This window comes from Mycolicibacterium wolinskyi, from assembly GCF_002101965.1.
GTDB classification, from domain to species: domain Bacteria; phylum Actinomycetota; class Actinomycetes; order Mycobacteriales; family Mycobacteriaceae; genus Mycobacterium; species Mycobacterium wolinskyi.
This window is the reverse complement of the sequence record NZ_LQQA01000005.1, coordinates 193696-206219: the sequence shown is the minus strand read 5'-3', so window position 1 is coordinate 206219 and position 12524 is coordinate 193696. Positions and strand designations below refer to the sequence as shown.

17 protein-coding genes are annotated in these 12524 nt (G+C 62.7%); 15 read left to right on the top strand and 2 right to left on the bottom strand.

Annotated elements, in window-relative coordinates; genetic code table 11:
• Positions 1-39 precede the first annotated feature (39 nt).
• The 5 genes from AWC31_RS02930 to AWC31_RS02910 all read left to right on the top strand — a co-directional run bounded on the left by AWC31_RS02930 (position 40) and on the right by AWC31_RS02910 (position 3784).
• Entirely contained in the window at positions 40-924 is an 885-nt protein-coding gene (locus AWC31_RS02930; protein WP_085142517.1) for a hypothetical protein, read from the top strand.
• A complete protein-coding gene (locus AWC31_RS02925; RefSeq protein WP_085142515.1) occupies positions 921-1376 on the top strand; it encodes a hypothetical protein in 456 nt (151 codons plus the stop codon). Before AWC31_RS02930 ends, AWC31_RS02925 begins: the two co-directional genes overlap by 4 nt.
• Positions 1373-2209: a phosphoadenosine phosphosulfate reductase domain-containing protein gene (locus AWC31_RS02920; RefSeq protein ID WP_085142512.1), complete on the top strand. Its 837-nt coding sequence runs from the start codon at positions 1373-1375 to the stop codon at positions 2207-2209. The genes AWC31_RS02925 and AWC31_RS02920 overlap by 4 nt, the downstream gene beginning before the upstream one ends.
• 76 nt (positions 2210-2285) lie before the next feature.
• A complete protein-coding gene (locus AWC31_RS02915; RefSeq protein WP_234816692.1) occupies positions 2286-3218 on the top strand; it encodes a hypothetical protein in 933 nt (310 codons plus the stop codon).
• 59 nt (positions 3219-3277) lie between these two features.
• Positions 3278-3784: a DUF1990 domain-containing protein gene (locus AWC31_RS02910; protein WP_165765891.1), complete on the top strand. Its 507-nt coding sequence runs from the start codon at positions 3278-3280 to the stop codon at positions 3782-3784.
• Positions 3785-3858: 74 nt separating this feature from the next.
• Here AWC31_RS02910 and AWC31_RS02905 read toward each other — a convergent pair whose 3' ends face one another.
• Entirely contained in the window at positions 3859-4077 is a 219-nt protein-coding gene (locus tag AWC31_RS02905; protein WP_085142509.1) for a hypothetical protein, read from the bottom strand.
• Between the two features lie 129 nt (positions 4078-4206).
• Here AWC31_RS02905 and AWC31_RS02900 point away from each other — a divergent pair, with 129 nt between their 5' ends.
• The 9 genes from AWC31_RS02900 (at position 4207) to AWC31_RS02875 (ending at position 8105) form a co-directional block, all read left to right on the top strand.
• Entirely contained in the window at positions 4207-4560 is a 354-nt protein-coding gene (locus tag AWC31_RS02900) for a hypothetical protein (protein WP_085142506.1), read from the top strand.
• A 352-nt stretch (positions 4561-4912) separates the two neighbouring features.
• Positions 4913-5107 (top strand): hypothetical protein, encoded by a 195-nt coding sequence (locus AWC31_RS02895; RefSeq protein ID WP_085142504.1) that lies wholly within the window; start codon positions 4913-4915, stop codon positions 5105-5107.
• 124 nt (positions 5108-5231) lie between these two features.
• Positions 5232-5387, top strand: a complete 156-nt coding sequence (locus tag AWC31_RS37270; protein WP_165765890.1) for a hypothetical protein — start codon at positions 5232-5234, stop codon at positions 5385-5387.
• Between the two features lie 124 nt (positions 5388-5511).
• Positions 5512-5850, top strand: coding sequence for a hypothetical protein (locus tag AWC31_RS37265; RefSeq protein ID WP_165765879.1), 339 nt, complete (start codon positions 5512-5514; stop codon positions 5848-5850).
• On the top strand, positions 5736-6008 hold the full coding sequence (locus tag AWC31_RS38240; RefSeq protein ID WP_085142501.1) for a ribbon-helix-helix domain-containing protein: 273 nt from the start codon (positions 5736-5738) through the stop codon (positions 6006-6008). The genes AWC31_RS37265 and AWC31_RS38240 overlap by 115 nt, the downstream gene beginning before the upstream one ends.
• A 217-nt stretch (positions 6009-6225) precedes the next feature.
• Positions 6226-6387: a hypothetical protein gene (locus tag AWC31_RS37260; RefSeq protein ID WP_165765889.1), complete on the top strand. Its 162-nt coding sequence runs from the start codon at positions 6226-6228 to the stop codon at positions 6385-6387.
• Between the two features lie 233 nt (positions 6388-6620).
• A complete protein-coding gene (locus AWC31_RS02885; RefSeq protein ID WP_133060067.1) occupies positions 6621-6827 on the top strand; it encodes a hypothetical protein in 207 nt (68 codons plus the stop codon).
• 20 nt (positions 6828-6847) lie between these two features.
• A complete protein-coding gene (locus AWC31_RS02880) occupies positions 6848-7441 on the top strand; it encodes a hypothetical protein (protein WP_234816691.1) in 594 nt (197 codons plus the stop codon).
• 361 nt (positions 7442-7802) lie between these two features.
• Positions 7803-8105, top strand: a complete 303-nt coding sequence (locus AWC31_RS02875; RefSeq protein WP_085142494.1) for a hypothetical protein — start codon at positions 7803-7805, stop codon at positions 8103-8105.
• A gap of 323 nt (positions 8106-8428) precedes the next feature.
• Here the strand turns inward: AWC31_RS02875 and AWC31_RS02865 are convergent, their stop codons facing one another.
• Positions 8429-9181, bottom strand: a complete 753-nt coding sequence (locus tag AWC31_RS02865) for an ESX-1 system-associated protein (protein WP_133060066.1) — start codon at positions 9179-9181, stop codon at positions 8429-8431.
• A 1116-nt stretch (positions 9182-10297) separates the two neighbouring features.
• Here AWC31_RS02865 and AWC31_RS02860 point away from each other — a divergent pair.
• Entirely contained in the window at positions 10298-12205 is a 1908-nt protein-coding gene (locus tag AWC31_RS02860) for a winged helix domain-containing protein (protein WP_234816690.1), read from the top strand.
• Positions 12206-12524: the final 319 nt, after the last annotated feature.

Sequence of the window (12524 nt, the reverse complement as noted above, 5' to 3'; positions counted from 1 at the left end):
CACGAGGATTGTGCAGTGAACGACGGAGCCTGAGACCATATGGGTGCCAAGACCGCCAGACCAAACCAGGAACCGGTGAAGCTCGACATCGAGGGCGGTTCGATCAGCGCGAGGGACATCAAGGCAGCCCGCGAGGTTGCCGAGTCGGCGATGACTGATGCGGCGTTTCACCGATTGGCCAGCCGTGTCCGCGACGAGATGCGCGATGCTGACTCATCGCTGACCCGTGCCACGCGCGACCGAGATCGAGCGACGCCCCGCGATGTCAGCCATGTGGATTCTCCACGTTTGCGAACGCAGTTGCCCTCACCCGAGGGATTCCGCTACTCGTTGAGCGGCCGGCAGCGCAAGATCCGTTCTGCCACAAAGAACAAAGTCATGGCCGCGGCTCCGAAATCGCAGCGCCGAGCGATACGCAGCATGCTGACCGAAGACGACCCTGGTGAGTGGCGACGGGTGAACAGTGCGCTGCATCGTGCCGCCGGCGATGTCCAGGAGCTCTCCGACGCCGACCGTGCCACAGTGCAGCGCCTCGACCGCGTCATACAGAGCTACGAGCAAGAAAACGACCGGATGCACACGGTGTATGTGGCGGTCAAACTGCCCGACACCCATCGTGACGTCGGTGACCCCGACGAAGTGCCCGACAACCTTCAGCCGGGCTCGACGGTGAGCTTTGACCAGTTCACGATCGCGCGGCACAACATGCATGAAACGCCCGGCCATGACAGTGACCGGTACCTCATGTTCGAGATAACGACCAGCCGGGGAATGTACTTCGGGCATTCCGACACCGTGGAAGACACCACTCACCTGTTGCCGCGCGGCATGACCTGTGAAGTGGTGTCCGCCGCGGAGTCGATCTACCAGGTTGGCAACAGCTACGGAAACCGACTCGTCCTGCAACTGAGGGAGCTGACGTGAGCAACAGGGAATGGGTGGTCCATCCGAATCGGTCAGAACTCGGACCCGATGAACCGGGGCGCAACGGCCACTTCCGGTCGGTGAGTCGTCCGCCGCGGCGCAAAACCACCAAAAAGAACAAGTGCCTGGCACGAGTGGTGTTGCCCGACAGTCTGTCCGATCTGGCGGATGAGGACGGGTCAAGGACCTTCGGCGGCTACGACTGGCTGTTCGTCGTCGGCGCGGCCCGCACATTCGCCCGCATCCACACCGACGTTGAGGTCCCCCTGCCGTTCGGATACAAAGATCGTGGCGTGTGGTGGTGGTGGGATGGCACCACCACCGAAGAGTCGATCCTGGACGGGCCAGACGCAGTGGGCTACGTCGAGGAGTATCTCGAACGACTCTTCCCGGGCATGCCAATCACGGTCACTGACGGGCGGGTCGCTAACGACGACACCGACAAGCCGTGAATGCAGCCCCCGGCCTCGACATGGCCGCTCTCCGTGCGATCGCGGCGCGCCGGCGCGGCACAGCCTCTCACCGGCATCTGCTCGATCGAATCGCCGAGCACCTCGACAAGCACGACGGATTCGTATCGTGGTCTGGCGGTAAAGATTCCACTGTCGTGGTCGACCTTGCCCGCCAGGTCGACCCAAACATTCCGGTCGTGTTCTTCGACTCCGGGTTGCAGTTCCCTGAGACGCTGAACTACCTCGCAGACCTCTCCGAGGCGTGGCGGCTGAACTTCGAGGTGATCCCGGCCGAACCAGACCTGCTGACCGTGATGATCGCCCTGGGCGGCTTCGACCACCACGCACCAGACAAACAACTGGGGGTCGAGCTGGCCGAGCTCATGATCACCGGGCCGGCATCAGCGGCGCACCGCCGCCACGGCCGCGGCTCGCTGTGGGGTGTGCGCGGGCAAGAAGCCCCAGGCAGGCGGGCACTGTATCGGCAACGCCTGGCCTCTGAAACCCGGGCACAGCCAGGGCAATCACGCGACGAGGTGCGGGCCGGCGCCGGTGGAGTCATTCGGCGCAATGACGGCACCGTGACCTACGGGCCGATCTGGGACTGGCAGCCCAGTCAGGTGTTTGAGTATCTGGCGGGCCGCGGTATCAAACCCAACCCGCTCTACGACAAGCTCGCCAAACTGGGCGCGCCAGAGCACCTGATCAGGGTCGACTCCATCATCGACGCATCGAAACTGTCCAACGGGCACATCGCCTGGTTTCAAAAAGGCTGGCCGGATCTGTTCGATCGGTTGGCGATCGCCCTGCCACGCCTGCCCGAATGGGCCTAACCGCTTGGCATCGCTGATAGCATTTGACCTGTAGGGCAGGCCACCAAGGCAGGTCCCCGTTCTCGCACAGAGGACCATGATGAGCATCGAATCGCCAGTAGCGACCCCATTCGCCGCTGGCCGCGAGGAGGGTGGCATCGCTATCACTGAGCAGCCGTTTGTTGAATACCTGTGGTCGGACCTGAAAGCTCGCCGCAACGCACTGAGCCTGTGGCCTGAAGATCTTGCCCCGCTGCTGGGCCTCGATCCTGCCCTCTACCTGACCTACGAATACGACAACCCGCAGGATGTACCTGATGCAGCCGCAGGCCGGCGCGGTGCGATGAAGGCCATACGCGCAGGAGCGGGAAGCCCGGACAACGTCCCAGCTCAGTTCATCGACGAACTGGCCGACATGGAAGAGTTCGTTGCCGACGAAGCAGAACGGCTGATCGAAACCGCACCAGACTCCGGCGTAGTGATACTCCAAGTTGCCATCGACCAGGAAACGTTCGCATCCGACTACCCAGACGCCTGCACACGACTACTCGAACATCCCTACCCGGTCACGCTGCAGCACGTCGCGGTCGGGCGAGCCGCGGCCGAACTAAGGCGCCGCGGCCGCGACGTCGAGGTCTACCGCGGCTTGCGGCGTTTCGATCTGGCCGCGGCGCGGGCCGCTGTCGGCCTCGGCAAGACCGAGACCGCCTACTTGCTGGGCATCAACGTGAAGTCCTACTTCGCGACTGAGCGAAAAGGCACGATACGCCAGGCCTCGCTCAACGATCTACAGAAGATCGACGACTTCATCACCGATACGGCCAGCCGGCTCGAAGTCAAGGAAGCGAACGGGGCCAGCACGATATGGGCCACCGATGACCAGAAGGAATTCGAGAAGGCCTACCCGACGGCCCTCATCGAACGCTCCGCAAATCCGTACCCGGTCCGCATGCTGTGGGTGGCCGCCGGCCGGCGCGCCGGCGAACTCGACGCGGCCGGCCAAGCCGTGCGGGTCGCCGCCATTGACTAGATGCGTTGGCCTACCAGTCTTACCGCTCAAGGCTGTTGCGAGAGCGTGAGAGTGTCGCCGTGGCCGAACTGACATATCCCGAGCCTGGGGTCACTGTTCCAGCCGCCGACGTATGGGCAGCAACTCCGGAGGGGTTTGACCGGTACGACCACACTGTGGCCATTGGGCGCGGCGAAGACGCGTGGGCGTTCGCCAGTGGCGAAGTACTTCAGTGGGGCGTGAAGCGGCGCAGCGGGTTCCGCATCAATCCCGATGTAACCGTGTCCGATGGTGTGGAGTACCAGATTTCAATTGGGCGTTGGCCATTCGTGGTACACGAACCAGTACGGGTGGTGGCCGTGGTGTCGCGTACTGATCGGTGCGGGTTCGCCTACGGAACCTTGCGCGGGCACCCGGTCTGCGGGGAGGAAGCATTCATCGTGCACCGCGATCGCGCCGGCACGGTGTTCTTGACGCTGCGCTCACTAACCCGCCCAGCTCCGTCAGGGGTATGGCGCGCGGTCTTCCCGGCGCTGCTGGTCGCGCAGCGGTTCTTTCGTCGTCGCTATGTGCGCAGTTTGAGGTAGGGCCCGGAGTGAGCCCGGGCCCTTGCGCCCGGCGAAAGCTGGTCGGATTACCGACAGCGGGCTGAACGCCCCGCTTAGCCGTTTCTCAAGGTGGCAATCAGCGCAGAACGGACCGCAGCGTTCTCGTCCGACGCCAAATCGACCAGGGCGCGCATGATGTCGGCCTTGCTCAGTGTTCGGCGGCCGGTTTCCCGGCGAAGGCTGTACTGCAGCTCGTCCCATTGGCCGATTTCGTCTTTTTCGAGCCTGATCGACCAGTTCGCCTTCTTGGGGTCCGCATCGGGCGTCGTCACGGTACAGATTCTAGAGGCTCGCACGCATGCGCGCAATCAGTATTGCGCGCATGCGCGCATGCATGTATCTTGATGCTAAGCGGCGGGAACGCTCAGCGTCATCCCCGCCAAGCAGGGAAGGGTTGGCCCATGAGTGCGACTGCGAGTCCGAATCGTTACCCGCGCAACTTCGTCACGAAGCGGGACATCGAACGCGGCTCGGGGCAGGAGCGCATCGTGGCCGCCGCGGCGCTCTATGGCTGGTCCGAGGTCGACTACCGCGCAATTGACAACATCCCTTCCAGCGAGCGCGCATGGACGAAAGGCGATCACGTCTTCTACGTCCGTCTCGGTGAGGCGGGACAGGTGCTAGCGGCGTGGGCCTACCGCGGCGCTGTCGAGGACCGGGCCGCGCGCTCTCGCGCCTCAGTCATCGGTGCCGTGACCGACGGGCAGCAGAAGGCCAGCCGAGCCGTCAACCTGCTTGCGGAGGCTGCGCGATGAGCGCGACAGCGTCGGGCATGACGTCATCAACCGCCAGAGCGGGGATCGGACGATCCGGGCAGCCCACCGCGGTCGATAAGTCGCCCGCACCTGTCAGAACCCAGGAGCATGATCGGACCAGGGCAACACCCGCGCACCTCGCGCTGCGGAACTGCTTCGTCTGCGGCGGCGCCGAGCACGCCGATACCGGCCACAAAGTGGCACGACAAGTTCGACGGGGCGGAACTAGACATGATCAGCCAGCTCAAACACGCCTTCGACCAGATCGCTTCGGGCGAACGCTGAGCCGACATAAGGAATTGCCTTCCGGCGCAAAGCCGCAACGCGAAATTATCGGCGAAGGGAATCAGCGGTGAAGCTGACCAAGAAGGCGTACGAGGAGCACCTGAACGAGTTGTATGGCGTCACAACTGAGCGCTGGGGTAACGGTAGATACGGTGCAAGTTCACGCCCGTATGGCACCTACTTTCGCAACGCTGACCCCGAGAAATTCAATATCGAGTACGAGGACTGGTGCGAGCAGCATCGCTCGTCGAACCCGACATAGGGGCTTCAACGAGCGCAAGGACGGGCACTTCGTCATCTGCGAGTGCGACAACTGCATATAGGCGAAAAGCGGTGAACCGCAGCGGATCACAACGCACAATTATCGGCAGACAAGGAGTACGGACATGAAGGTGCTTAACAAAGTCGAGTCAACCAATTTGTTGGGGTTGGCGCTCGTGGGCGTACGCCTTGACCAGGGAGATTATGCCATAGCCGCCGATATTCAGCGTGGGCTGGATGAAATGGGCTACGGGATTCACCGCAAGCCCGAGGCGACGTAAGGGAATGGCCGTGCGCGTGAAGGCATGTGGACACGTCTACTGCCCGGATTCCTGCGAAGCGGTAGAGCGCGAGTCTCGAATAAACGGTATTGATAATCAACAGATAAACGGTATCGTTAATCGCATGACCGAGAATCTGAATGTCACCCTCGTCGAGGGGCACCCCGTCCTCCGGTACAAATGCAACGGTTGTGGAAGCGCATTCAATGAGCGCGGCATCCGCGCCCATCAGTCCCACCGCCATCAGTGCATGGCATGCCGCCCAATCTGGAAGTCACTCAGGATCGGCGATCAGGTCCGCCATGCCGACCGTGCTGAGGCTGGCAGCATCGTGCAACGCGTCGCAGCATGGACGCCGAACGAGCTCACCACCCACGCGCCCGACGCGGGCATGGTGCAAGTGAAGTGGAATGGCGAGTGCCAGGCGCACTGGGAGTACTACGCAGAGTTGGTCCGCGCGTGACCCCGGCAGGCCGCCCTGAGGTGGGCAAGCCCATCAACATTCGCCTGGGTGATGAGTTGCTGGCCGAGGTTGATGCTTGGGCCGAAGGTCAGGGCATCAAGCGAGCCGAGGCGATCAGGAGACTGGTGGAGCGGGGACTAAGAAGGAACAGGCGATGAGCCGTAGGGAATCGTTGCAGTTCGAGAATCTGTCTCCAGGGTTCGGGCGCGCACTGGCGGACCTGGAACTCGCCAGGCTGACGTGAGGAGGAGTTATGACCCTGAGTGAGGCCCGCTACATCTGCGCGCACAGCGACCGTTACCACTATTTCGACGTGCATTACGCGATCAGAATGCTTGAGTTGGCAGGCGAGCGACCTGTCGTAAGGAGATGAAGATGAGCACACGGTATGAGCCGCCGATGATGACCTACGAGCAGTGGCTAGAAAAGTTGAGCGACGATGGAAAGTGGCCCGTCGAATCCACACCGGCAATCGCTGAGTCGTACCGCCTGTATGTAGCCCGATTCAATGCCGACAACCCGTCATCGGCGAAGTGAGGCAACTACATATAGGCGAAAAGCGTTGAACCGCAACACACAATTATCGGCACGATCAAAGGAGAAGGCGATGCCAGTATCGAGCCACCCATGTCCCGCCAATCGACTTCAAGCGATGGAGGCGGCACAGGAACATGAGGATCAACTGGACACGGCCATTCGGGAATCGGGATCGAACCCGCCAGGCCGTACATAGGGAAATGCGTTCAGGCGCAATGACCAAACGAGTCGTCATGAGCGATACACCCAACATCTACGCCCTGGGCGCCGAACAGGCCCGTCGCGATGCCAAAGAGTTCGCCCGGTTGGCCAAGTTGACAGAGAACGACAACGTGAAGGTTTGGCTCATCGCCGCCGTGTCGAAGGCGCTCGTCGCGGCGAAAGTGATGGACGACAACCCGGGCCTACGCACCGTACCCGCCGAGCCTGAACTGACATAGGGAGATCCACTGTGCCGCGAGTGATCCAATACGACCTCTTCGGCGAGGTCGAAGCCGCTGAGAAGGCAGCAGAGTCGGCCGCTCGCAGTGCGTCCATGTCGGCCATCGTATTCCTCACACAGACTCCGTGGCCCGACCTGATCGGCTGGTGGCTGCACCCCGACGCAATCGAATCACGAACCGATGGCGGGGCCAGCTACCGCAGCGGACCAAACAACACGCCTGGCTGGGCCTGGGCGAAACAACGTCGTGGGTTGCTATTCGAATCAAATACCACCTGGCCGGGATTCGACAAACGGCCACGCTGGTGCATCCCATGGACCGAGCTACGCACTCTCCGCGCCGAGCACCCCGATGTCACCGAAAGACTCCAGGCTCTTGCCGCCGGCCGCGGTCACCCTTGCTCACTGGGTTGGCTCTGGTGGACAGACCCACATGCCCTGCGGCCCGAAGGCTGGCACCCAAGCCGCCTGGACAGTGAACAGCAAGCGGACTACTACCACGGTTGCGCACGACCAGAAACCGCCTACACCGACCGACTCGATGCATGGCACCTGGTGCTCGACGTTGTGCGCAGCGCGACTCTCGCCGTGACCAAAAGACAGCCGACATAGGGGGAGATGAGATGACCCAGAGATACACCTCTGAGACGGCTCGCGCTCGCATGGCGGTAGACACCTGCCCGGAGTGTGGCCAAGGGCCGGAACGACATCTCGCGTCGAGCGCCTTCTGGCTGCCACGGAACTGCGACCTGACGAAGGCCGGAGTGGCAGACCGTATCGCCGCGTTCCGAGACGACGTGGTCAATTCTGAGCCGACATAAGGGCTTCAATGAGCGCAAGGACGGGCACTTCGTTCTAGGCAACAGCAGGCGATTCTAGGTCGACGTACCGGGCGTTTCGGTGACGATCCGAGCTGGCGAAGAGATGGCCGGTCAGGTTTGTCGGTGCGTCCTGAGAAGGTGAACGAGTGACGATGACGATGCTCGAACTGGTGGAGTTACGAGAAGCCGCGACCGCGCAGGCCGGTGAACACGGCGCAGATGAGAGCCATGTCGCATACCACCAGGGAGCTGCAGACGCGGTCCGTAGCGTTCTATTCGTCGTGGCCGCAGGGGAAGTCGTCACAATCGCCGACATCGAGGACCGCCTGGCCAAACTGCGGATACGAATCCAGCAGCCGTGGAGCATGCGCTATTGCGCCTACTGGGAAGGTGCAGCGTGGTCGTTGAAACACATTCTCGGCCGCTGGAAGACCAGCGCAGCGCAAGAGAGGTAAGCAATGGCACGGAACTACCGACGTGTTGAAGAAACCAGGGACACCGCTGGATACGCCGCGTGGGACTGCGATCACTGTGGAAAGGAAGTACGCAGGTATCGCGGTAGCGCGAATGCGGACTGCAGTAACTGTGGCTCATGCTACAACGCCAGCGGTCAAAGACTGCGCGCCGACTGGCGTGGCAATCCATCGAACCACGACGACTCGATCTCGGACTTGGATGGATTCGAGATCCAGCACTCCCGTCAGTAGTGCCCTGGCCAGGACGCCTGACCGGGGCACAACACACCTCACCGGTGGACCGGGGTGTGCCGCGACGGCGATTACCGACTCTTACACGCCCAGTGGATCGCACTGGCCAGGAGCGTTGACTGTGATGCCATGAAGCTCACGTTTGGGGTGTAGGTAGGTATTGCTTGCACATATGCGCGCATGTATTGAGCTGCGAACACCGCGAAATCTTCCCAGACCGGATTGCCACTTCCCCGACCTAACCGCTCCATATTGTTGGCGTAGCTGGTCATTATCGGCGCTACCGCATCCATGACTGCTTTCTGGTCAGTCGTCCATTCTGTGGCCGGAATCCGCGAGTCAATGCTGCGCCACCCTTTGGCTTCGGCGTTGAACTGCTCGACCATGGCTATCCAGTCGGCGCACGTCCCATCGTCACTGTGTAGGAACTGTTCCGGGACTGGGCTGCTGCCGGCGCCGGGTGCCTGAGCCCCTGTAGGGGGCGACGCCAACGCCACTACCGGCGAAGTCTGTTGTGCAGCCCGGTAGTAGATGGCATCGCAGACCCTGGTCAGTGCGCCGGTGAATTGGTTGGAGGCAGCGACGATCTCATTGTCATTGGCCGAGTAGGTCGGGATAGAGTCGATCACCGCTTGGGCATACGCGTTGAACTGGCCGTAAAGTTCCCACATCACTCGGCGAGGTGTCCGCTGAGCAAGGTTGGCCACCTTGGGAATCGCTTCCTTGAGCGAGACGCTTTGCTTCTCAAACACCGCACGCTGAGCGGGGCTCCATTCTGTAGCCGGCACCGAGTAGTCTTGCTTGTTCCATTCGGGCACAGCCACTTCCAGACTGTGAGCGACCTTTGTCCACGCCTCACATGTCGGGTCCTCCGTGACGATGTTGGCGGGTCCAGTGTCATTAGCGCTGGCGTACCCGGGGTTGGGGCTCGGCGCGTCTGCTTTTGCAGGACCGTTGGCGTCGTCGGGCCGCACGACCAGGACCGTGACAGCTACGGCGAGGGCCAGCGACAAGACGGCCACTAGTGCGCCCAGGATCCATTTGGCTTTCCCGCCGCCTTTGTTCGGCCCGGTCGGTCCCGGGACCCACTGCGGTGGGGGTTGCCATTGCCCGATCGGCGGCGTCGGTGAGTTCTGGTGCTGGCCCCAACGTTGACCTCTACCACCGGCGGGCGGCGTTGAACCGAACGGATCCGGCCTGGGAGGCACGCTCATCAGCGCACACCTTTCTACTGCGGTCAGTCGAGAAGAGTTCGGCACTGCCGAAAGCAGCACAGTCCATTGATTATCACGCCGCACGAGGTCGCTTCGGTCACCAATACCTAGGTATCTCCCACCGCGCTGCTCCACCACCGCCACGTCTGTGGTAGGCCCGGCCTGCTTCGGGCCAACCCTACTCATGCTTATTCGGTGCCTCGCCGATTGAGCGGAGGCTTACGAGCTCGCTCGGCTCACGCACGACGCCGGCAATGCGCCGGGCCGGCGGCTGATCCGATCCTGACAAACCCGCTAATGCGGCAGTGGCCCCCGCTCGGGGTGGCCGCTCAGTGAACTTTCTCGCCACCTCCCATACCCATGCCGGGTGGGGAGGGCGCGGCGTTGAAATCGTCTGTGGGAGCGCGTATTTCGGGCTGTTTGGCGGGGCTTTTTGTCGGTGGGGCGCTGTACAGTTTGTGGTGAAGGGCAAGCCAGTCAGGCGGGCCCACAAACTCCCGGGAGGGAATCGTTATGTCGTCGTCTGGAATTCGGCATGCCAAAAACCGTGCAAGCGGCAGGGGCGTCAAGCTGGCCACGCGGGCGATCTGCGCCGCGCAAACTGCCGCTGGGCTAGAGGCCGGCGGTGTTGCCGATGATCGGCAGCGCAAGGCGTTGGCGGCGTTTCCGGGTTGGGGTCCGGTCTCGAAGCTGTTTGACGCGCAACCTTGCGGGACGTGGGCTGCGTTGGCTGATGAGCTTGACGATGCGGTCGGTGAGGCGATGGCGAAGGCGGCACGCGTCGTCGACACCTCATTTTTCACCCCGGCGGAGCTAGTGGCTCATATCTGGGGACTGCTGCGTACCGCGGGGTTCACAGGTGGATCTGTGCTCGACCTGGGTTGCGGATCCGGCAACTTCCTCACACATGCGCCAACCGACCTGTCTATTGCGCTGACCGGAGTGGAGGCTGACCCGATCTCGGCGCAAATCGCACGTGCGTTGCATCCCAGCGCGAACATCATCACAGGTGATCTGCAGACGGTATCGCTGCCGCACAAGCGGTTTGACGCGTGCGTTGGCAATGTGCCGTTCTCGGCCGCACGAGTGCACGACAGCGCCATCGGCTTCTACGGGTCGCTGCACGGGTATTTCGTGACCCGAGCCGTAGCGGCGGTTCGCCCGGGCGGCTACGTCGTCGTAGTGACCTCGCGCCACGCAGTTGATGCAGCACAAGTACTGTCGGCAGACATCGGCCGCCACGCTGACCTCATCGCGGCGGTGCGATTGCCCTCGGGATACTTCCGCGAGTTCGGTACCGAGGTCGTCGCCGACGTGGTGGTCCTGCGTGTACGTGACGGTGATGACGATGTGCACGGCTGGCACCCAGCAGACGGGCAAGGGCGCACGCTGCTCACGGGCGAGGTGGGCAACCGCCACGTACACGAGTGGGTGAGTTCGTTCTGGGATGAACACCCGGAGTTGGTGGCCGGCACAATGCGCCTGACCGGATTTGACCGCCTTCCGTTGGCAGTCGACACGGACAATCCCAGCGCTGCGGTCGCCGCGGCATTCGCCGCCGTGGGGCCCCTGTTGGTGCCGTACGCCGCCGACGATTCGGCGGCGGTGGATCTATCCGACATACGGCTGACCGACGACCAGGGCCGCAAAGAGGGCTCATTGCACGTCGTTGACGGCCAGGTGGTGCGGGTTGTTGACGGCGACTTGGCGGTGCTGTCTCGCCCCAGCGCCGAGCTGCGCGCGCTGATCGGGTTGCGCGACGCGGCGGTCGCACTGGTGGAGGCAGAATCGGACCGGGACCGACCCGACGAGGCGGTCGAACCGCTGCGCGTCGCCTGCCGCGAGGCCTACGAAGCGTATGTAGCCCGTTACGGAGCACTCAATCGGGGCACCGTCACCGAGGGCAAACCGGACCCGGACACAGGGATGCCGCGCCTGGGATGGCGCACCCCACCGATGGGTGGGTTCCGGCGTGATCCGGACGCACCGATCGTGTTCGCTTTGGAGCTGTTCGACCAAGACACCGGCGAAGCGTGCCCGGCACCGATTCTGACCCGGAGGGTCAACAAACGCCCTGAACCTGTCACCCGTGCCGAAACGCCCGGTGAGGCGTTGGCGATCTGCTTGGGGGAGGGTCGGGGCCTGGATCTCGACCGCATCGGCGGGCTGCTCGGGGTGACCGACCGTGAAGAGGCGTTCGACGAACTCGGCGACCTGGTCTATCGGGATCCCCGCGACGGCCGGGCGCTGATCGCCCGTGACTACTTGTGCGGGGACGTGCGCGAAAAGCTGCGGGAGGCAATGGCGGCGGCCGCGGTGGACCCTCGCTATGAGCGCAACGTCACCGCACTGGAAGCGGTCCAGCCGCCGTGGCTGGGCCGTACCGAGATCCGTATCGAGTTGGGATCTCCGTGGATCACTGCCAGTGACGTCGCGGCGTTTTGTGAGGAGGTGTTTGGTGCGAAGGCCCGCGTGGAACACGTTGCGCCGCTGGCGGCATGGGAGATCACCGGTCGTGGTCGGCTTGCGCCCGAAGCGCGTATTGCATATTGCATCCCGCGCATGGACGCGTTCGACCTGTTGCAAACCGGTCTTAACGGTGCGGCTTCTATCTCTAGACAGAACTGTTGTTAGCGTGCTCCGACAGAGACGCATACACAGTGGTGATCGGGCAATTGTCTGATCGCGCTGTCAACAACAGCTCCGGTCGTACGTGTGTCGCTTCAATCGGGCGGGGTTTGCCTTTGGTGAAGGTGTGACATCCATCGCTTCGGATGGGAGCTACGGGGTCGACGTCAACGCCTTGGGTAGCGCACACTTTGGATTCCCTCACCGGCGACACGGCACTCTGGTGGTCGGCCAGCGATCCCGTCTGCACATCCACACAGGGTGTCGCGATAAGTATGTGCGCCTCGACAATGCTGAAATTGACCACCGCACCCTGAACGCGCGA